General features: G+C 69.3%; 17 protein-coding genes. 7 read left to right on the top strand and 10 right to left on the bottom strand.

Features of this window, described 5'->3' with window-relative positions; genetic code table 11:
• The first annotated feature begins 8 nt into the window (after nucleotides 1-8).
• Nucleotides 9-818 (top strand): RDD family protein, encoded by an 810-nt coding sequence (locus ACWGO6_RS03010; RefSeq protein ID WP_452325813.1) that lies wholly within the window; start codon nucleotides 9-11, stop codon nucleotides 816-818.
• Nucleotides 819-850: 32 nt separating this feature from the next.
• On the opposite strand, the gene ahcY is transcribed toward ACWGO6_RS03010, so the two are convergent.
• The 5 genes from ahcY to ACWGO6_RS03035 form a co-directional block, all read right to left on the bottom strand.
• Nucleotides 851-2,296, bottom strand: a complete 1,446-nt coding sequence (gene ahcY / locus ACWGO6_RS03015; protein WP_136043436.1) for an adenosylhomocysteinase — start codon at nucleotides 2,294-2,296, stop codon at nucleotides 851-853.
• 43 nt (nucleotides 2,297-2,339) lie between these two features.
• A complete protein-coding gene (locus ACWGO6_RS03020) occupies nucleotides 2,340-3,554 on the bottom strand; it encodes an ABC transporter permease (protein WP_452325814.1) in 1,215 nt (404 codons plus the stop codon).
• Complete coding sequence (locus ACWGO6_RS03025; protein ID WP_136043643.1) at nucleotides 3,551-4,354, bottom strand: ABC transporter ATP-binding protein; 804 nt, start codon at nucleotides 4,352-4,354, stop codon at nucleotides 3,551-3,553. Before ACWGO6_RS03025 ends, ACWGO6_RS03020 begins: the two co-directional genes overlap by 4 nt.
• Nucleotides 4,351-5,277, bottom strand: coding sequence for an efflux RND transporter periplasmic adaptor subunit (locus ACWGO6_RS03030; RefSeq protein WP_136043642.1), 927 nt, complete (start codon nucleotides 5,275-5,277; stop codon nucleotides 4,351-4,353). The genes ACWGO6_RS03025 and ACWGO6_RS03030 overlap by 4 nt, the downstream gene beginning before the upstream one ends.
• 99 nt (nucleotides 5,278-5,376) lie before the next feature.
• A complete protein-coding gene (locus ACWGO6_RS03035) occupies nucleotides 5,377-5,583 on the bottom strand; it encodes a DUF3499 family protein (protein WP_029261978.1) in 207 nt (68 codons plus the stop codon).
• Nucleotides 5,584-5,661: 78 nt separating this feature from the next.
• Between ACWGO6_RS03035 and ACWGO6_RS03040 the strand changes: the two genes are divergently transcribed.
• Nucleotides 5,662-6,090, top strand: a complete 429-nt coding sequence (locus tag ACWGO6_RS03040) for a hypothetical protein (RefSeq protein ID WP_240745172.1) — start codon at nucleotides 5,662-5,664, stop codon at nucleotides 6,088-6,090.
• A 30-nt stretch (nucleotides 6,091-6,120) separates the two neighbouring features.
• Here ACWGO6_RS03040 and ACWGO6_RS03045 read toward each other — a convergent pair whose 3' ends face one another.
• The 4 genes from ACWGO6_RS03045 to manA form a co-directional block, all read right to left on the bottom strand.
• Nucleotides 6,121-7,503 (bottom strand): DUF5719 family protein, encoded by a 1,383-nt coding sequence (locus ACWGO6_RS03045; protein ID WP_136043641.1) that lies wholly within the window; start codon nucleotides 7,501-7,503, stop codon nucleotides 6,121-6,123.
• Nucleotides 7,500-10,541 (bottom strand): glycosyltransferase, encoded by a 3,042-nt coding sequence (locus ACWGO6_RS03050; protein ID WP_452325815.1) that lies wholly within the window; start codon nucleotides 10,539-10,541, stop codon nucleotides 7,500-7,502. Before ACWGO6_RS03050 ends, ACWGO6_RS03045 begins: the two co-directional genes overlap by 4 nt.
• 106 nt (nucleotides 10,542-10,647) lie before the next feature.
• Nucleotides 10,648-10,968, bottom strand: coding sequence for a WhiB family transcriptional regulator (locus ACWGO6_RS03055; RefSeq protein ID WP_136043639.1), 321 nt, complete (start codon nucleotides 10,966-10,968; stop codon nucleotides 10,648-10,650).
• A 162-nt stretch (nucleotides 10,969-11,130) separates the two neighbouring features.
• The gene (gene manA / locus ACWGO6_RS03060; RefSeq protein ID WP_452325816.1) at nucleotides 11,131-12,261 is read right to left on the bottom strand and encodes a mannose-6-phosphate isomerase, class I; all 1,131 of its coding nucleotides are present in this window, start codon (nucleotides 12,259-12,261) and stop codon (nucleotides 11,131-11,133) included.
• Nucleotides 12,262-12,329: 68 nt separating this feature from the next.
• On the opposite strand from manA, the gene ACWGO6_RS03065 reads away from it, so the two are divergent.
• Nucleotides 12,330-13,745, top strand: a complete 1,416-nt coding sequence (locus ACWGO6_RS03065) for an O-antigen ligase family protein (protein ID WP_136043637.1) — start codon at nucleotides 12,330-12,332, stop codon at nucleotides 13,743-13,745.
• Nucleotides 13,742-15,040: an O-antigen ligase family protein gene (locus ACWGO6_RS03070; protein WP_376104715.1), complete on the top strand. Its 1,299-nt coding sequence runs from the start codon at nucleotides 13,742-13,744 to the stop codon at nucleotides 15,038-15,040. Before ACWGO6_RS03065 ends, ACWGO6_RS03070 begins: the two co-directional genes overlap by 4 nt.
• A 21-nt stretch (nucleotides 15,041-15,061) precedes the next feature.
• On the opposite strand, the gene galE is transcribed toward ACWGO6_RS03070, so the two are convergent.
• A complete protein-coding gene (gene galE / locus ACWGO6_RS03075) occupies nucleotides 15,062-16,051 on the bottom strand; it encodes a UDP-glucose 4-epimerase GalE (protein WP_136043635.1) in 990 nt (329 codons plus the stop codon).
• A 148-nt stretch (nucleotides 16,052-16,199) separates the two neighbouring features.
• On the opposite strand from galE, the gene ACWGO6_RS03080 reads away from it, so the two are divergent.
• The 3 genes from ACWGO6_RS03080 to ACWGO6_RS03090 are packed head-to-tail and all read left to right on the top strand — an operon-like array spanning nucleotide 16,200 to nucleotide 19,671.
• Nucleotides 16,200-18,110: a glycosyltransferase gene (locus ACWGO6_RS03080; protein WP_136043634.1), complete on the top strand. Its 1,911-nt coding sequence runs from the start codon at nucleotides 16,200-16,202 to the stop codon at nucleotides 18,108-18,110.
• Nucleotides 18,107-19,069: a glycosyltransferase gene (locus tag ACWGO6_RS03085; protein ID WP_136043633.1), complete on the top strand. Its 963-nt coding sequence runs from the start codon at nucleotides 18,107-18,109 to the stop codon at nucleotides 19,067-19,069. The genes ACWGO6_RS03080 and ACWGO6_RS03085 overlap by 4 nt, the downstream gene beginning before the upstream one ends.
• On the top strand, nucleotides 19,066-19,671 hold the full coding sequence (locus tag ACWGO6_RS03090; RefSeq protein WP_168443202.1) for a hypothetical protein: 606 nt from the start codon (nucleotides 19,066-19,068) through the stop codon (nucleotides 19,669-19,671). The genes ACWGO6_RS03085 and ACWGO6_RS03090 overlap by 4 nt, the downstream gene beginning before the upstream one ends.
• Nucleotides 19,672-19,676: the final 5 nt, after the last annotated feature.

Raw genomic sequence — 19,676 nt, forward strand, 5'->3', positions numbered from 1 at the left:
CTGTACTCATGTCCGTCCCGATCGACGTCTCCGACGAGGTGCTCTCCGGCGAAGCCGTCGCGATCGACGTGCAGCCGGTCGGCTTCCTCCTGCGCGCTCTGGGCGCCGCGATCGACATGCTCCTGGGATATGCGGTGTTCATCCTCTGGCTCTTCCTGCGCATCTGGCTGCTCGATGCCAGCGTGCTCGACGATGCCACCGACCGCATCGCCACGGTCGCGGCGATCGTCGTGAGCTTCGTGGTGCTGCCCATCACGATGGAGGTCGCCCTCAAGGGCCGCAGCCTCGGCAAGCTCGCCGTCGGAGGGCGGATCGTCCGCGTGGACGGTGGCGCAGCCGGATTCCGGCACGCGTTCATCCGGGCGCTTCTCGGAGTACTCGAGATCTACATGACCTTCGGCGGCATCGCGGTGCTCACCGGCGCTTTCACGGCGCGATCGCAGCGTCTGGGCGACCTGGTCGCCGGCACCTACAGTCAGCGCGTCCGCACTCCTGCACTCCCCTCGCACGTGCCGGTACTGCCCCCTGCTCTGGCCGGCTGGGCGCAGATCGCCGACGTGGCGCGCATGCCCGACCGCCTCGCGCGCCGGATCTCGCAGTTCCTCGTGAGCGCGCCGCGGATGGTCCCCGCCGCTCGAGCGCGGGTGGCGCACGATCTGCTCGCCGAGGCGACGCCCTTCGTCTCGCCGATGCCGTCAGCCCCGCCGGAGCAGGTGCTGGTGGGCATCACCGTCCTCCGGCGGGAGCGGGAACGGCGCGCGCTGGAGAATGCCGACCGTCGAGCCGAGCGCCTCACCGGCCGACGCGTCGGCGTCTGATCCGTCCCCCGCTGACCGGGCCGCGGGAGCGATCAGTAACGGTAGTGGTCGAGCTTGTACGGTCCGTCCACCGGAACGCCGATGTACGCCGCCTGCTCTTCGCTGAGGGTGGTGAGCCGCACACCCAGTGCGTCGAGGTGGAGGCGGGCGACCTTCTCGTCGAGCACCTTCGGGAGGACGTAAACACCGGTGGGATAGGCGGCGATGTTCGTGTAGAGCTCCAGCTGCGCGAGCACCTGGTTGGTGAACGAGGCGCTCATGACGAACGACGGATGCCCGGTGGCGTTGCCCAGGTTCATCAGGCGCCCCTCGCTGAGCACGAGGACGCTGCGTCCGCTCGGCAGACGCCATTCGTGCACCTGCGGCTTGATCTCGATCTTCTCGGCGCCCTCGATGGCTTCGAGGCCCGCCATGTCGATCTCGTTGTCGAAGTGGCCGACATTGGCGACGATCGCAAGATGCTTGAGGGCCTGAAGATGCTCTGTCGTCACGACATCACGGTTGCCGGTGCCGGTCACCACGATGTCGACCTCACCCGCGACGTCGATCAGGCGTGCCACCTGGAACCCGTCCATCGCCGCCTGCAGTGCGCAGATCGGATCGACCTCGCTGACGATCACCCGGGCGCCCTGTCCGCGGAGCGCCTCGGCTGCACCCTTGCCCACATCGCCGTACCCGCACACGAAGGCGACCTTGCCGCCCATGAGCACGTCGGTCGCACGGTTCAGACCGTCCGGGAGGGAGTGCCGGATGCCGTACTTGTTGTCGAACTTGCTCTTGGTCACCGAGTCGTTGACGTTGATGGCCGGGAAGAGCAGCTCCCCTGAGGCGGCGAGCTCGTAGAGCCGGTGCACGCCGGTGGTGGTCTCCTCCGTCACCCCGATGAGCCCTGCGGCGAGCTTCGTCCAGCGATCGGTCGACGACGCGAGCGAACGGCGCAGCAGGTCCAGGATGACCGAGTACTCGTGCGAGTCGGCGTCGGTCGCAGCCGGGACAGCACCCGCCTTCTCGAACTCGACGCCCTTGTGCACGAGCAGCGTGGCGTCGCCGCCGTCGTCGAGGATGAGGTTCGGCCCGTCGAATCCGCTCGACGACCAGTCGAAGATGCGCTCGGTGCACGCCCAGTACTCGTCGAGCGTCTCCCCCTTCCAGGCGAAGACCGGCACCCCCGCCGGGGCGTCGACCGTGCCACCTGGGCCGACCACGACGGCGGCGGCTGCTTCGTCCTGGGTGGAGAAGATGTTGCAGCTTGCCCACCGCACCTGGGCGCCGAGCGCCACGAGCGTCTCGATGAGCACGGCCGTCTGCACCGTCATGTGCAGAGAACCCGCGATCCGCGCTCCCTTCAGCGGCTGCGCGGCACCGAACTCCTCCCGGAGCGACATCAGCCCCGGCATCTCGTTCTCGGCGAGCCGCAGCTGGTGACGGCCGGCTTCGGCGAGGGACAGGTCGGCGACGCGGTATTCGAGCTCAGGCATTTTCGTATTCTTCCATCACGATCAAGCCAGCACAGCGTGCGCGTCAGAAGCGGATGGCGTCGATCACCTTCACGCGCAGCGCGACGAGTGCGGGGATGAATCCCGACACCGCACCGACGATCACCGAGGCGACGAGCCCGACGAGGGCCGCCCGCATCGGGAACGGCGGGACGTCCTGGATGCCGTAGAACATCGAGGTGACGACCCAGTCGGAGCGCAGCACCGCGACGACGATCGCGATCCCGATCACACCCGCGACCGTCGTGGCGACGAGACTCTCGAGGAACACCGCGAAGAACACACGCCCCGAGCTCGCACCGAACGCACGGCGGACTCCGATCTCGCGGACGCGCTGACGCATCGCCACGAGCTGGATGTTGATCAGGCTCAGTGCCCCGAGCGCGAGGATGAGCGCGGCGATCCCGCCCGTGATCATCTCGAATGTGGCCTGGACGTCCATAGCTCCCGATTGCGCCGCCCAGTCGGTGCGGCTCACCGACACCGTCTGCCCCTCCGGCAGCCCGGCGCGCAGGTCCATCGCCAGCACCGGGCCGATCTCGTCGGCCTGCTGGGCTCCCACCCAGACCTCGTACTGCGTCATCGCATCGGGCGGCAACGCGTCCACACGAGCGCGATACGCGTCATAGAGCAGGTCGACCCGCAGTTCTTCGTCGCCGAACCCCTGGCGCGGGACGATGCCGATCACCTGGTAGGTGCCACCGGCCGGACCACCGAACACGACGGTCGGATGCTGCGCCAGCGGCACCCGCCCCAGACGGTCCCACAGCGCTTCGGTGATGACCACCGGTGGGGCCAGGGCCTCGACGTCGGTGTCGAGGAACCAGCGTCCCTCGAGAAGCTGCTCGCGGTGGATCTGCGAGAAGGCCGGATCCATCACGCGCGCCGGGACCGCGGTGATGCCCTCTGGAAGCTGCGCGTCCATCATGATCCCCTGCGCGATGCGCGCCGTGTGGCTGAAGCCGAATCGCTCCGAGACGCGGCTAAAACGAGCATCGAAGTCATCGGGATCCACGGGAGAGCCGTCGCCAGTGCTCGCCGCGACGACGAGGGTGGCCACACGCCCTCCCCAGCGGTCGGACTGCTCGGCCTGGAACTGACGCTGATACTCCGAGATCGCCACGACCGCCGTGAGCGCTCCGACCGACACGGCGATGCCGATCAGGCTGAGCAGCACACGGAGCTTGTGGACGCGGATCTCGGCCCACGCGTCGGAGAGCGCGCCGAGGAAGCCCGTCACGAGACGACCTCGGACGCAGCGGGCACGGCCACGGGCGGTGCCGGAGCGGGGGCCGCGGGCTGCGGCGGAGCGGCGGGCGCGGGAGCCGCGAGCGTCGAGGCCTCGAAGGCACGGCTGAGGTCCGCGGTCTCCAGGCGCCCGGCGTCCAATCGGTAGTGCCGACGAGCGCGGGCCGCTACGTGGAGGTCGTGCGTGATGGTGACCAGGGCGGCATCCGTCTCGGTGGCGACCTCGTCCAGGAGCGACATGACCGATGCGCCCGTGTCGATGTCGAGCGCGCCGGTGGGCTCGTCCGCGAGGATCAGGACGGGTCTGCGCACCAGCGCCCTGGCGATCGCAACACGCTGCTGCTCCCCGCCGGAGAGCTTGTCGGCGATCTGGCCGATCCTGTGGCCGAGTCCCACCCGCTCGAGCATGTCCGCGGCGATCTGCCGTCGGTTCCAGAACGTCTTCCCCTTCGCGTGGCCGAGGGGCATCATCACGTTGTCGAGTGCGGTTCGACCCGGGAGCAGGTTGAACTGCTGGAAGACGAAGCCGACGTTGTCGCCGCGCAGCCGATCCAGGCGCCCCGAGCGCATGCGACGCACCTCTCGCCCCTCGAACGAGACCGAGCCGGACGTCGGCGAGTCCAGCATCCCGAGGATGTTCAGCAGCGTCGACTTGCCCGAGCCGGAGCGGCCGACGATCGAGACGTGGTCTCCGGCGCCGACCTCGAGAGTGATGCCACGGAGGATCTCGAGCTGCGAGTCGTCGGCGAGGAGGACGCTCTTGGTGACGTCCTCCAGAGCGACCAGAGTCACCAGCTCATCCCGCTGTCGCACTGCTCGACGCCCGGGGAGACCTCGTAGCAGAACTCCTCGACCGGGGCGACGAAGCCCGGCACGAACTGGCGGATGCTCTCCCCCTCCTCCAGTCCTTCGGTGACCTCGACGATCGTCCCGTCGTTCACGCCGAGCTTCACCGCGCGCTCCTCGGGCTCCGCACCGTCGGCTGCATCGACCCAGACGTTCCCTGAGCCCGCGCCGCCCTGCACCGCGGTGACCGGGATCACGAGCGCGTCCTCGACCTGACCGAGGGCCAGATCCATGGTCGCGGGGAGCCCGGCGAAGACGGTCTGCCCGGCGGGGATCGCGCAGCGCACACTCGCCGTGCCCTCTGTGGTGACCTGCACACGGACGCCTGTGCAGGCGAACGGCGCCGGACCACCGGTGATGGTGACCGTGGCCTCACTCGGCGCGTTGACGAGGCGATACAGCTGCACGGGGTCGACGGTCGCGAGGAGGTGGTACCGCGCGGGCGTGAGACTGAAGATCTCGGTGCCCACCGACGTCGGCTGGCCCTTCACGAGCGCGATCTCGGACACGTCGCCGGCCTCCGACGCGAGCACGTCGATGTCCTTGCGGGGATCTTCCTGGCGGATGGTGAACAGCTTCTGGCCCGGTGATACCGCGGCACCCTCACTCACGTGAACGGCGGTGACCGTGCCGTCGATCTCGCTGCGCACCGCGAAGATCTCATCGCGCGCGACGTTACCCGTCAGGCTCAGCGCGTTCACGACGGATCCGCGCTCTACGGCCACGACCGGATCGGTGATCGCCGCTTCCGGGCTGACCATGCTCTCGGCCCGGTCGGGGAAGAAAGCGATCTTGACGAGTGCTGCAGCGCACGCGCCGATGACCACGACGAGAAGCAGGGGGAAGATCCAGCGACGCCAGACGATCACGAGTGCCTTTCCGGCAGCGCCGCCCTGGCACGCCTGGAGTCAGCGTATCCAGAAACAGTTTTCCCGGTATCGCGAAGGCGACCGCGTGTCGACGCGCCCTCAGGCTCGAAGTGCTTCGTGCCTCACGACGAGCCAGCCCGCCGGCACCGAGAGTCGATCGGCATGCGGCGAGCACAGGTCATGCGCCTGCGGGTCGTTCGCGGCGCCGAGCGGACCGAGTGCCGCCATCTTGTCCCCATAGTCGTAGGTGAGGGTGGCCACGGCTTCGCGCGCGCAGCCGACCTTCGAGCACAGTCGTCCGTCCATCTCCGTCAGCGTACGGCTCGCACGCATCCGAGCCGGGGATGCCGCGCCGCGCACGTCGGCACCGCCTAGACTTTCGACATGCCCCGTCGCCGCGCCGCTCACGCCTCTGCCGCTCCACGGCGCGGTGCGCGGCACGGCCGCCACGGGCGTCTGGGCCGCAGCGAGGTCGTCCGACCGCCTCTCGCGCCGCTCGACGGTCGTCTCGATCGTTTCGATCTGACCGTCGGAACCGCCGTCGAGTTCTTGCGCGGGACGTGGCCGGAACTCCAGGACGTCCGGTTCGAGATCGGCGCGATACCGGCGTTCGAAACGACCGATGCGGTTCCGCGTTGGCATCTCGATCGGGAGAACCGGCGCATCGTGCTGTTCCGACTGCCCATCGAGCGCCTCCTGCCGCCGGGGCACGACGATGCCGCGCACCGCCGCATGGCGATCGAGAGCGCGGTGTTCCGGGCGGCTGCGGAGTACGTCGGCCGCGAACCGTGGGATCTCGGCCACGAACACTGAACCCGCCGACCCTCCCATCCGGAGGAGCGATCAGGGGTAGACGGTGATGGCCTTCTCGACGCCGGCACTCGCCTGCACCGGCAGCACCGCGAGTGCGCCCGAAGCGGTGAGCGCGACAGCCGCGTGCACCGCGCCCGTCGACTGCATCCGATAGGTCGTCCCGGTCTCCACATCGACCCCGACCGTCGCTCCTGCGGCGACGACGACATCCTCGGATGTGCCCCCGTCGAGCGGCTCGATCGTCACCGTGGTGTCCTCCTCCGACGAGTTCGCCAGCTGGAGTCGGCCCGGCGGACCCGACGGTACCGCGAACACCACCTCGCCGTCGATCGACGGTGCCGGCGTGACCCATGCGAAGTCCGCATCACGCCCGAAGCCGTCCTGCTGTCGCAGTGCGGCCAGGACAGGAGCGTCCGCCTCCACCTCGACGGTGTAGCGACCGGGTTCGAGACCGCTGAGCGCGACCTGCGCCGGGAGATCGGGCTCGAGCGGAACCGTGAACTCGTCGGCGGCCGAGCCGGACCCCTCCGCGACGACCCGGACCTGCACGCGCGCGTCCGCGCCGGGTGAGAGCAGCCGCAGCACCGCCATCTCATCGTCGTCGCCGTCGGAGCCGAAGACCTCCACGCCGGTGAGCACCAGCTTCTGCTGCGCGCCGGGCACCGCGTCCTGCAGGTCCAGGCCCGCGGGATCCAGCACCTGCGTGAGCGACGATTGCAGCACCGCACGGACCGGAGCCCCTGTCGCATCGACGCGGACGACGGGCGCCGTGTCGCCGGCGGCGATCGAGGTGAGCGGCAGTGCAGTCTGCGTGCGCGCGGGCACGATGACCGTGCGTGCGCTTCTGGTCTCGCCGTAGACCGTCAGCGTCACGGTCGAGGGAACCTCGGCCGCATTGGTCAGGATCACGATGTCCTCGGTCCCCGTGGCGGTGCTCCCGCCGACGAGCCAGGAGTTCAGTCGGGGGACTCCGCAGGGGGCAGCCGCGAACCCGGAGAGGTCCTCCGTCGTGAGAGCGATCGACTCGGCGGCGGCGATCAGCGGCGCCGAGCGTCCTTCGACGGCGCCCGTGAGCACGCGCACCTCGCCCGCGTCCGGAAGATCCTGCACCGCCAGAGCGGCAGAAGACGGCTCACCCGACGTGCCGCCTGCGGTGAGGGTCGGCGACCCCGCAGAGCTCAGCGCCAGCGGGTCCATGGCATCGCGACCGAGCGCGCGCAGGTCGCCGTTGCACACCAGGACGCTGTCTCCGGGGAGCGGCGTGACGTCGACGTGGGCGGCATCATGCCGGATGACCGGCCACGGTGCATGAACTGCGGCGACGACGCCGACGACGCAGGCCGCTATCACGGCGACTCCGGTGGCGAGGCGAGCGCCCGTCGCGGCGACCTTGAATGCGCGCGAACCGCTCATCGGTCCCTCTCCCCTGTCGTGTCGGGTCTCTCATCGTCGACGTCTGTCGGCGCGTCGACCGGATCGGACGGCTCAGCCGGCTCAGCCGGCTCCTCGACCGGCTCGGACTCGGCGATCGGCACCAGCGCCTCGTCGGTCAGAGCGGCCTCGTCCTGCGGCTCCTCGATCGCGCCGACCGGAGTCTGCTCATCGAGCGGAGACCGGTCCTCCGCGTGCCGGGGCAGGATCATCGGCTCATCCGGCGCGCGCCCGACGATGCGGGACTGGGCTCGTGCCGCGCGACGCGAGGCGCGGGTCGGGATCGACAGCAGCAGTGCCACGAAGACCGCGAGCAGCTGGATCGTCAACACGAGCCGAGCGCTTCCCTCCTGAGCGGACGTCAGGGTCGGCGGCGCAGCGACCTCGGCTTCCAGACGCCAGAGCACCCCGCGATCGCTCTCCCCCGCATGCACCAGGCCGGCACGTTGATCGATCGAGGCGATGGCCGCCGCACGGAGCGTGCGGGCCTTGTCTCCTTCGTCTCCGGGCAGCTCGGCGAGCAGCACGTAGCTGATCCCCTTCGCCGCCAGCTCGCCCGGGGCGTCGAAATCGCGGGCGGAGAGGAGATCGACGGCGAGCGTCGCGACGTCGTCCCCCTGCGGCTCCACGGCGGTCGAGACCATCGTCGTCTGGGATCCGAGCGTCTCGCTCGCTCCCCAGACCACCTCGACCGCGAGTCCTCCGTCGTTCTGCGGCGTCATCACGAGCGTCGCGAGCGGACGGTCCCCGGCCGCCTGCGCGGCGACATAGGCAGGGAGAGTCGATTCGGGGCCGTTCGTGAGGACGGACCGCTGTGCGTGGAAGGCGGTGAGCGCCGGCACGGCGCAGATCCCCAGCGCGACCCCTGCAGCGACCGCGGAGAGGACCCGGAGCCTCGGAAGCGTGATGGCGGTGTCGAGCGTGACGAGCGCCGCCCCCACCACCCCGACCCAGGCCAGGCTGAGCCCCGCCCCCGGCCAGATCGCCACGCCCGCACCCTGGGCGAAGCTCACCGTGATGCCGACAGCGAAGAACGCCGTCGCGAGACCGGCGAGAACGACGACGAGCAGTGTGATCCCCGCGCGCCACCGCGGGGCGACGGCCGCCCCGAGGGCGAGCAGAGCCATCGGCGCACACAGCAGCGGTGCCCACGCGGCGATCGCTGCGGGAACGAGCGACGCCCAACCAGCGAGATCCGTGGTGGGGAATCCGATCGCGAGCGCCAGCCGGCCTGCGGCGTCGGCGGACGCCTGCGGGCCCGCCCACACGAGACCGGGGTCTCCCAGGAGCGCCAATGGCGTCCCGTGTGCGAACTGCCAGAAGACGAGAGGGGCGAAGAGCGCCGCCGTCGGCACGAGCAGCCAGAGCAGACGGCCGACGCCACGGAACTGCCCGGTGCCCAGGACGATGCCCACTGCCACGACCCACAGCAGCGCGAGCGCCGGCGCCAGTGACGGAGCACAGGCGACCACGGCGGCGAGCAGGAGGGAGGCGCTTCCGGCCGCGCCCCAGGATCGGTGCGCCACCACAGCGGAATGGAAGAGCCACGGCAGCAGGAGGTGCACCAACACCGCGCTCGGGCGGCCCCCGACGAGTGCGGTCAGGAAGGTGGGAGCCAGTGCCCAGGCGACGCCCGCGAAAATGCGCAGCCCCGCCCGGTCGGTCACTCGGGTCGCCGCGAACCACCCGCCGAGCACCGCGAGCGGAAGCGCGAGAATCCACAGCAGCACCATCGCGAACGATGGTCCGGATGGCCACAGCGAGCCCAGCACGGCCACGACCGCGGCGAAAGGATCGGCAGGGCCGACAAGGCCGATCCCCGTCCCCCGCGCGCCCCACGCCGCATCGCTCCAGAGCGCCGAGATCGTCTGACGCAGCGGCAGAAGCGCGCCGCCGCCGAGCGCCGGCCACGCGAGCAGAGTCGTGAAGGAGGCGATGCTCACGACGAGCGCCGCGAGCACGGCCCAGGCGCCGCCGCCGGAGAAGAAACGCAGTTCGCTGACGGCGCCGCCTTCGCTGCCGTGCCCGTCATCGAGACGCCGCCGCAGATCGGACGACGTCACCCGCAACGGTGCGATGCTCGCCCAGGTGGATGAGCGGAAGGCACGGATGCGCGACCGGGACCGCGCGACAGCGCCGACCCGCAGCATCGCGGTGAGGGCGGCCCCCCACTCGGGGAGAACCGCTTCCGGCCGCTTGCCGACCAGGTGCGTGATGGAGCGCCACAGCGCGAGCGGGAGCAGGCTGAGCCAGTGCAGCGGCACGGCGGCCGCCGGAGCATATGCCAGTCGCCGGTGCAGTTGAGCCAGCCGGGTGACGTAGGCGCGTCGGGATCGGCCGGAGGGCAGCGCGGCCGGACCGTCGGGCGCTGCGGATATCCGCGCACTCGGCGAGAGCACGAGCCGCCCCCCGCCGAGGCGTGCGCGGACGCCGAGGTCGAGCCCCTCGTCGGCGCCGGCGAGCGCCGGGTCGGGCCGCAGCGCGTCGCGGACCTCGCCGCGGATGAGGATGCCGCGCACGTCGGAGCCGAGCGCGTCGTCGATGCGATCGTGCTGTCCCTGGTCGAGTTCCCCTGCCGCGAGTTCGACCGATCGTCCGAAAGTCGTCATGCTGACTCCGAGCGAGACGATCTCCCGATCGTTGTCGGTCGCGACGAGTTTGGGAGCGACGATCGCCGCGGACGGCGACCGCTCCAGCGTGCCGCGGAGACGCTCGAGTGCCCGCGGATGCGGAGCCGTGTCCTGTGCGAGCAGCCAGATCGCCGAGCCCTCGCTCACGCGTGGGCGTGCGAGCTCGACCGCCTCCGCGAACGATGTCGTCGCGCGGGCTTCGATGATCCCCTCGACGACGGCTCCGACGGCTTCACTCTCGCGCAGGGTGGAAGCATCTCCGCACATGACGAGCGTCACGGCCTCTGCGGGTGAAGTCTGGGAGCGCACGGCGTCGAGAGTGCGGAGGAGTTGCGCGCGGGATGAGGATCCGGGGCGCGCGACGATGATGGCGTGAACTCGGGCTGGCATGACGTCGTCAGCCTATGCGCGTCGGGACCGGCCCTGGAGCAGTGGATGCGGCGCGCCTGCGAAGCGATGCGCCAACGACCTCAGCGCGCGTGACCGCCTCGGCCGATCAGCTGGCGCGGCGCTTGAGCTTGCGGCGCTCGCGCTCGGAGAGTCCGCCCCAGATGCCGAACCGCTCATCATTGTTGAGCGCGTACTCGAGGCATTCGCTGCGGACGTCGCAGGTGGTGCAGATCCGCTTGGCGTCTCTGGTCGATCCGCCCTTCTCCGGGAAGAAGGCCTCGGGATCCGTCTGCGAGCAGAGCGCATCCGCCTGCCAGGCGAGGGCGTTGTCGTCATCGGCGGCGTCCGTGCGCCGCACCCCGGGAACACCGAGGTTGATCGGATCGACGAACCAGTTCTCCGGTACGTCGGAACGGTATCCCGTCATCTCGATCTCCAACCCTGTCTCCGCCCCCCGGCGGGCCGTGCGCATGACTAATTACACCCGTGTCATTCGCTCCGGTCAAGTCGCGGATCGTAAACCCTCAAGCGACTCTTGAAGGTTCATGACGATCCTTCGGCGTGTCGCGGCGTGGCGGACGCGACACGCTCAGAACCCCGGGCCGGCCACGAACGCCTCACCCTCGCCGGACACGGTGAGCGTGCGCTCGTCGCCGCCGGCGAACGCCACTGTTCCCACGGGGACCTGCACTTCCGCTGCGGACGAGGAGCTGACCGTGATGGTCCCGGCAGTCGCGAGCACCATCGTCGGCCCCGAGATCTCCACCGTGACCGGAGCACCATCCACCGCGATCCTGCTGAGCGCGAAGTCGGAGACGGGAACCGGGTACGCCGTGACCTCGTCTGCACCCTCCGGCCGCAGCACCGGCACCTCACCGGGCGTCGGGTCGAGGATCGCGAGCAGTTCGGGGACGTCGATGCGCTTGGGGGTCAGTCCGCCGCGGAGCACGTTGTCACTCGCCGCCATGATCTCGACGCCGAGGCCTGCGAGGTAGGCATGCAGAAGCCCGGCGCGCAGGAACACGCCCTCCCCCCGTCGCAGCACGACGTGGTTCATGAGCAGAGCCACGACGACGCCGGGGTCCCCCGGGTATGTCGCTGCGACCCCCGCGATCGCCCGTAGCGTCGCGCCCCACTTCCCCGTGTCGGTGCTCTCCGCTGCGCGCACCACCGCGGCGATGATCTCGTCGACCTCGTGCTGAGCGTCACCGCCGAGCAGCCAGCCGATGGTGTCCCGCAGCGCATCGGCTCCGCCCCCAAGCCGCGCGCGGAGCTGCGCGAGGCCGTCGTTGTCCTCCAGCAGGTCCAGCAGCTCGAGCGTGTCCGCCACCGGACGCAGGCCGCTGAGCGATTCGAATCGCTCGCTGAGCGCGACGATGAGCTCGGGCTTGTGGTTGTCGTCGCGGTAGTTGCGCGTCGGATCGTCCGCGGCGAGCGCGCTCTCCTTCGCCCATCCCTCGCGCGCCTGCGTGATGGTCGGGTGCACCTGGATCGAGAGGGGCCTCCCCGCGGCGAGCAGCTTCAGCAGATACGGGAGTGTGCCGCCGGTGATCTGATCGAGGGTGCCGCCGCCCGCGACGTCTGCGGGGTCGCCGGGGTGATCCCCGAACCATACTTCCGCTTCGGGAGCACCGGTCGGCGTGCGCCCTTCGAGTTCGGCGAGGTGGGAGTCGGATCCCCAGGCGTAGTCGCGGGGTGCGTTCGTGAGGCTCAGCAGCATGCCACCAGCGTAGAGCCGCGCTGCGGCGTTCAGGCACGTGCCGAGCGCGGCGCGGTAGCCTGAACGCGATGGCCCAGTACACCAAGCACCCGGTGACAGCCCCGCCCACGGCGCCGGAGCGCGAGTCGACGGGGCACCTTCTGCTGCGCGGCTACGTGATCCTCGTTCTCATCGTGACCTTCGCGCACACCGCGGTGTACAACCTGGTCGGCATGGAGGGCGCCGCGGTCACCCTCGTCCTCTTCACTCTCGCGACGCTCGGCATCGGCGTCCCGATGCTCGCGCGCAACCGCCCGCAGCCGTTCCGCTGGCGCCGCCTGCCGTGGACGGCGATGGGATACACCACCCTGGCCCTCGTCTCGGTCGCGTGGTCCCAATGGCGAGGACCGACCCTGATCACCTGGGTACTCCTGGCCGCCGTCACCGTGAACGGTCTGTTCATCGCCCATGTGCTCACCTGGCACGAGATCATCCGGGCGCTGTCCTCCGCCTTCAAGTGGATCCTCGGGTTGTCGCTGGCGATCGAGCTGTGGGTCTCCCTCGTCCTGCACGGGCCGCTGCTGCCGAACTTCGCGACGCTGCCGGAGGGCGAGATCGACCCCCAGTGGTACTGGGTCAGAGACAACCTGTTCGACGGCGGGAGGATCCAGGGGATCGTCGGCAACGCCAACCTCCTGGCGATCATCTCCCTGTTCGCGATCATCACCTTCGGCGTGCTGTTCGCCGCTCGCGCGCGCTGGCGCACCACACTGGCTCTGTGGATGCTGCTCGCGGCGTACTTCCTGCTGCGCACGTCGTCGGTGACCGCGCTCGCGTGCGCGGCTGCCGCCGCACTGGTGCTCCTGGTCGCCCTGCTGATGCGCCGTGCCCGCACTCCGGGGGCACGCACGCGCATCTATGTGACGGCGATCGGCGGCACGGCGCTGGCCGCCGCGGCGGTCTGGCTGCTGCGCGAGCCGCTGCTCGGCCTCGTCGGGCGCAGCTCCGACCTCACCGGGCGCTCCGACCTGATCTGGGCGAAGGTGCTCGAGCGGGTGCGAGAGCACCCCCTCTTCGGCAACGGGTTCTCCAGTCCCTGGATCCCGACGGACCCGGCGTTCGACCGCTGGATCGTCGACCACGGCATCACCGTGTTCCACGCGCACAACATGTGGCTCGACGTGCTGTTCCAGCTCGGCGTGCTGGGCGTGATCCTGATGGGAATCGCGTACCTGAGCCTGCTGTGGCGCTCCTGGTTCTTCGCCGTCGACCGGCCCCGGTGGGATCTCCACGCCAAGCGGCCGTTCTCCCCGCTGACCCTGCTGCCGAGCCTGTTCACCGTGGTGCTGCTGGTACAGGGATTCTCGGAGTCCACGCCGATCATGCTCTGGGGCTGGATGCTCCTGGTGCTCCTGTCCTTCAAGCTGAAGTCGGTGCCCCTGGTGGGCGTCGGGGAACGGGATCTGGTCTTCGAACGCGGCACGCGGCAACGGCGGGTGCCGTGACGTCGGCCCGCCCGCTGGTCCGACTGCTCGGTTCGGTGGAGCTCGCGCGAGCCTTCGCCCTCGCTGCGCTCACCGCCATCTTCGGCTCGTACGCGATCGGACGGATGACCTCGGCGGTCACTCTGGCCACCATCATCGCGGTGCTGTGCGTCCTGGGCGCGGCGATCCTCTGGGTGCGACGCGACGAGCTCTCGCCGTTGCGGATCGCTCCCTCGTCGCTGTTCGCCTTCCTCGGTTGGGCGCTGGTGAGCATGGTCTGGACCACGGATCGCTCGGATACGTTCTTCGGGTGGATGTCGCTGTTCGGCTATGCGTTCCTCGCGATCACGATCGGCCACATCCGCGACACGCTGCAGACCGTGCGAGCCATCGGCGACACCCTGCGCGTGCTCCTGGCCGTCTCACTCGGGGTGGAGATCCTCTCCGGGGTGCTACTCGACCTGCCGTTCACCTTCCTCTCGATCCAGGGCAATCTCGCCGCCGGCGGCCCGGTGCAGGGCTTGTTCGGCAGCCGCAACATGCTCGGGTTCGTCGCCGTGATCGCCCTGATCACTTTCGTGATCGAGTGGCGGACGCAGTCTGTGAACTCTCCCCTCGCCGTGGTGTCGATCGGTCTCGCGGGGTCGCTCGCCTTCCTCTCTGCCTCCCCCACGGTGCTCGTGCTCGCCGTCGCCGTCGGAATCGTCACGCTCGCCCTCACGATCGTGCGGCACACGTCGCCGGCGCGACGCAATCTGGTGCAGTGGATGCTCGGCATCCTGGTCGCGCTCGCACTCACGATCGCGTTCGCGTTGCGCCATCAGATCATCGCGCTGCTCGACGCCGGCTCGGACTTCTCGATGCGCGCGTCGCTCTGGAACACGATCCTCGACTTCGTCGCCGTCAAACCGATCCAGGGGTGGGGCTGGTTCGGCGACTGGGCACGCGGCGAGTACCCGTTCACGTACATCAACTTCCAGCTCGAGGACCATCACCAGAGCGCGTTGAACGCGTTCTTCGACGTGCTGCTCCAACTCGGGGCCGCCGGGCTGGTTCTCTTCCTTCTCCTCGGCGGGGTGGCGCTGATCCGGTCCTGGCTGGTCGCGAGCGTGCGACGCTCGGTCGTCTATGCATGGACGCCGATCATCCTGGTCACGCTCGCCGTCGACTCGATGTTCGAGAGCTTCACCCTGGTGGGCGCCGGGTGGTTCATGCTCGTGCTGTGCGCGTTGCGCGCCGGACAGTCGCGCTCCTGGCGGGAGAACATCGACGCCGCCCACACGGGCACGATCCCGACGCTGCGCTCCGAGGTGTGACCAGCCGGAGGACCCCGGCGGTCAGAGCGTGGCGCGCAGCTTCTCCGCCCAGGCGATCGCGTCGCGGACCCCGTCGTCGACCGAGCGTTGTGCGCGCCACTGCAGGACCGCTGCCGCGCGGTCCACGATCGCGAACGCACCGGCCTGATCCCCGGGGCGGCGGTCGGTCTCCGTCACCGGAAGCGGCTCGCCCGTCACCCGCTCGAACGCCGCGACGAGCTCGCGCACGGTCACGCCGTCTCCTGTACCGAGGTTGATCACCTGATACGGGCCGTCGGGCGTGGCGACCTCGTCGAACTTCTGCACGGCTGCGACATGCGCGAGAGCGAGGTCCCAGACGTGGATGTAGTCGCGGAGACCGGAGCCGTCGCGCGTCGTCCAGTCCGTTCCCGTGATCGTGAAGGGCTCCCCGGTCGCGCGCGCCTGCATGATCTTCCCCAGCGCGTGCGAGGGTGTCGGATTCTGCAGACCGGTGCGCAGTCGCGGGTCAGCGCCGATCGGGTTGAAGTAGCGGAGCGCGATCGCACGGAAGTCGCCCGCCGTCGCGGCGTCGTCGAGGATCTGCTCGACCATAGCCTTCGTCTTGGCGTACGGACTCGACGGTGCGAGCCTGCCGCCCTCGTCCACGCCGTCGCCCGTCTCACCCGCGTAGACGGATGCCGAAGAGCTGAACACGATGCGTGGGATCCCGGCGTCGCGCAGGCGCTGGAGCAACAGGATCGTCTTGCCCACGTTGGCGTCGTAATACCCGAGGGGGTCGGCGACCGACTCCGGAACCACGATGCGGGCAGCGCAGTGGATCACCGCGTCGATGTCGGGGTGATCCGCGAGCAGGGCATCCACCGTGGCTCCGTCGGCGATGTCGCCGACGTAGAGGTTGCGGCCCTCACCGAAGGATCGAAGCCCCGTGGAGAGGTCGTCGAGGATGACGACCTCGATTCCGGCTTCGATGCATGCCGTCGCGACGGTTGAGCCAATGTAGCCGGCGCCGCCGGTGATCAGTACCTTCATCGCGGTCAGTCTACCCAGCGCATCCGAGGGGTCACCGGGCGACTCTCCGCAGATGCGAAGGTCATCGACGGTAGGCTACTCACTGCTCGTCGAGTCCCGCACTGTCCTCTGACAGTGGTCTGCGGCACCAACATCGGAGAACCTGCCAGTGGCCCACGTCCTTCAGAACGTCGTCTTCCCACTTGATCGCGACCCCGACCTCCTTCCGCTCTACGCCGACCCGGAGACCTGGTCCGTGATCGAGGACGAACCCGTCCGCGTCTCGAATCGCGCCCACCTCGGGAACATCCTCGGTCGGCATCGCGCCCGCATCGTGGCCGGGCGGCGCGTGTCGATGGGGACGTACTTCAACGCCTTCCCCGCGTCCTACTGGCAGCACTGGACGAGCGTCCGACAGGTGCAGCTCACGGTGCGCACGACCGGGCCGGCGACGATCCTGGTGTACCGCTCCAACGGATCTGGCGTCCGCCAGCGCGTCGCCACGCGTGAGGTGACGGGCGAGGCGACGACGTCTTTCGATCTCGAGCTCACGCAGTACAGCGACGGCGGCTGGATCTGGTTCGACATCGTCGCCGATGAGAAGCCGGCCGTGCTCGAGGGTGCGGAGTGGACGACAGAGCAGGAACCGACGCGCACCGGCAAGGCCTCGCTCGGCATCACCACCTACAACAAGCCGGACTACTGTGTGGAGACTCTTCGCGCACTGGCGGCGTCGCCGGATGCGCTGGAGTTCGTGGATCGTATCTTCCTGATCGATCAGGGGACCCAGCTCGTCGCGGATCAGGAGGGCTACGACGACGTCGCCGCGACCCTCGGTGAGACGCTCCAGGTGATCCGTCAGGACAACCTCGGTGGGTCCGGAGGATTCGCCCGGGCCATGCACGAGACGCTTCAGCGCCCCGACAGCGACTTCGTGCAGCTGCTCGACGATGATGTGCGCCTCGAACCGGAGTCCCTGCGTCGCTCGATCGTCTTCGGCCAGTACGCGACCACCCCGGTGCTGGTCGGCGGGCACATGTTCGACCTGCTCGACCGCCCGAAGCTCCACGGCTGGGCCGAGGTCGTGGACGATCACCCCTTCATGTGGCGCAACCTCTACCAGGAGAAGATGCCGCACGACTTCGGCGTCTCGAACCTGCGGCAGTCCACGCTCCTGCACATGCGCATGGATGCCGACTACAACGGCTGGTGGATGTGCCTCATCCCTCTCGACGCGATCCGCAAGGTGGGGCTGTCGCTTCCCGCTTTCATCAAGTGGGACGATGCCGAATTCTGTCTCCGTGCGGGTGAGGCGGGCTTCCCGACGGTGTCGATGCCCGGCGTCGCGCTCTGGCACATCTCGTGGGTCAACAAGGACGACTCGATCGACTGGCAGGCGTATTTCCATGCCCGAAACCGCATCGTGGCCGGGCTCCTGCACTCGAACGCGCCGAGGGGCGGCCGGCTGCTCGTCCACAGTCGCCGCGTCGACCTCAAGCACCTCATGATGATGCAGTACTACCCCGTGGCACTGCGTGCGCAAGCCCTGCGCGACATCCTGTCCGGGCCCGAGCACATGCGCCGCAACCTCGCGACCGCCATGCCCGCCGCGCGTTCCCTCGCGGCCGATTTCCCGGAGACGATCGTGCACCGCGACCCGTCCGCCGTGCTGCATTCGCGACGTGGCCGCCAGGTGTACAAGCAGCTCCCGAAGAACGACCTGGACAGCCCGAAGGGGCTCCGGCTGCGGTTGTTCACCCTCTCCACCCTGACCTCGCACTTCCTCCACCGCCCGGCCCCGGCGAACATCGCGCAGCCAGAGGTCGAATTCGGCAAGGAGGATGCGCACTGGTGGCGTGTCCCGGCGTTCGACAGCGCGCTGGTGAGCGCCGCCGACGGCTCCGGGAAGAACATCTACACGCGCGACCGCGCGAAGTACCGACGGATGCTGCGAGACACGGTGCGGCTGCATGCGGAACTCCGCCGGCGCTGGCCGGAGTTGCAGAAGCAGTACCGCGAGGCGCTGCCCGATCTCGTCTCACCCCAATCCTGGCAGCAGATCTTCGAGGAGAAGGCATGACCGCGGCGCCCGCTGCATTCGACCCCGCGTCCGCGACGATCGTCATCGTCACCTTCAACCGCTCTCACCTGCTCTCGGGTCTGCTCACGAGCATCACCGCGATGGACCCCAAACCCGGCCACGTCGTGGTCATCGACAACGCCTCGGCGGACGACACCACCGACGTCGTCGAGTCGTTCCGCGAGGACATCGGCACCGAGATCGTGTACCGGCGACTCGAGAAGAACACCGGCGGCTCCGGCGGCTTCAGCGAGGGCATGCGCACCGCGTACGAGCTCGGCTCCGAGTGGATCTGGATGATGGACGACGACGTCGAAGTCCTCACCGAAGGGCTCGCGAAGATGGGGGCCTGGAGCAGCAGGTTCAAGAGCATCCAGGGCCGCCGCTTCGACTACGACGGCAGCGAGTTCTACTGGCAGTACCGCATCGCCGAGCGCATGGGCATCCCGATCCCCTTCGCTCCGTCCGGCTTCGACGAGACGGGCTACAAGGAGATGAACAGCGGCTGCTTCGAGGGCATGTTCATCCATCGCTCGATCGTGCAGCAGATCGGCCTGCCCGATCCCCGGTTCTTCATCTACTGGGACGACCAGATGTACGGCTGGCTGGCCTCGCGCCTGACCACCGCCGTGATCGTGGACGAATTCGTGCTGCGCCGCACCCGTGAGATCAAGCAGTGGGACATGGGCATCCGCCACATGAACGCGTCGAGCAACGCGTATCGCTACTACATCATGCGCAACCGCGGATTCATCAAGCAGTATTACCGCGTCCACGGCGTCTACAACCCGGTGCTCTTCGGCCTCGGTACCGCGGCGACCTTCTTCAAGGAACTCATCCGGCTCGTGTTCGTCGAGAGGACCGTGCGCGGCACGAGCAACCTCTTCCGCGGCATCCGCGACGGCGGCAAGGCCGGCCGCGACCGCAGCTGGCAGCCGATGCCGCCTCTGGAGGGATGACGGTGGACGAATCGCAGCCGGAGCTGCGCTGGGCGCCACTGCCTCCGCAGCCGAAGCGGACCGGACGGGTGTGGCTCATCGTCGGTCTCTCGGTGGCCGCTCTCGTGGCCGTGGGCCTGCTGCTCTTCTTCCTCCTGCCGCGGGGCGACTCTCCCACCCCATCCGAGTCCGCATCACCGACGCCGACCGCGACTCCCACGTCGACGCCGACACCCACGCCCACCCCGACGGCGACCACCGCTCCTGAGCCGGAGCCGACCCCAGCCCTCACGCCTCCCCCCGCGACCGACCCCACCATGGAGGTGTTCCGCGGTCAGGTGAGCGGTTGGCTGAACTCGGCACCCCGCGGGCTCGACATCATCGCGGGCGCGAGCGGGCAGGACGCGCTCCCCGTCGTCGACACGCTGCAGCAGGATGCGCAGCGGCTGTCGGACGCGCAGGCGCCCTCCTCCATCGCCTCGAAGTGGTACGACGGCGTGACGGACTACGCACAGCGTCTCACGCAACTCCGTACCGCGATCACGAACGAGTCCGGTGTCGCCGGGGCCGTCGATGCCGCACGGCAGTCCGTCAACGCGCTGCGGAGTCTGGCGGGGCTCTGAGCGGA

The organism is Microbacterium sp. NPDC055665, from assembly GCF_053618035.1.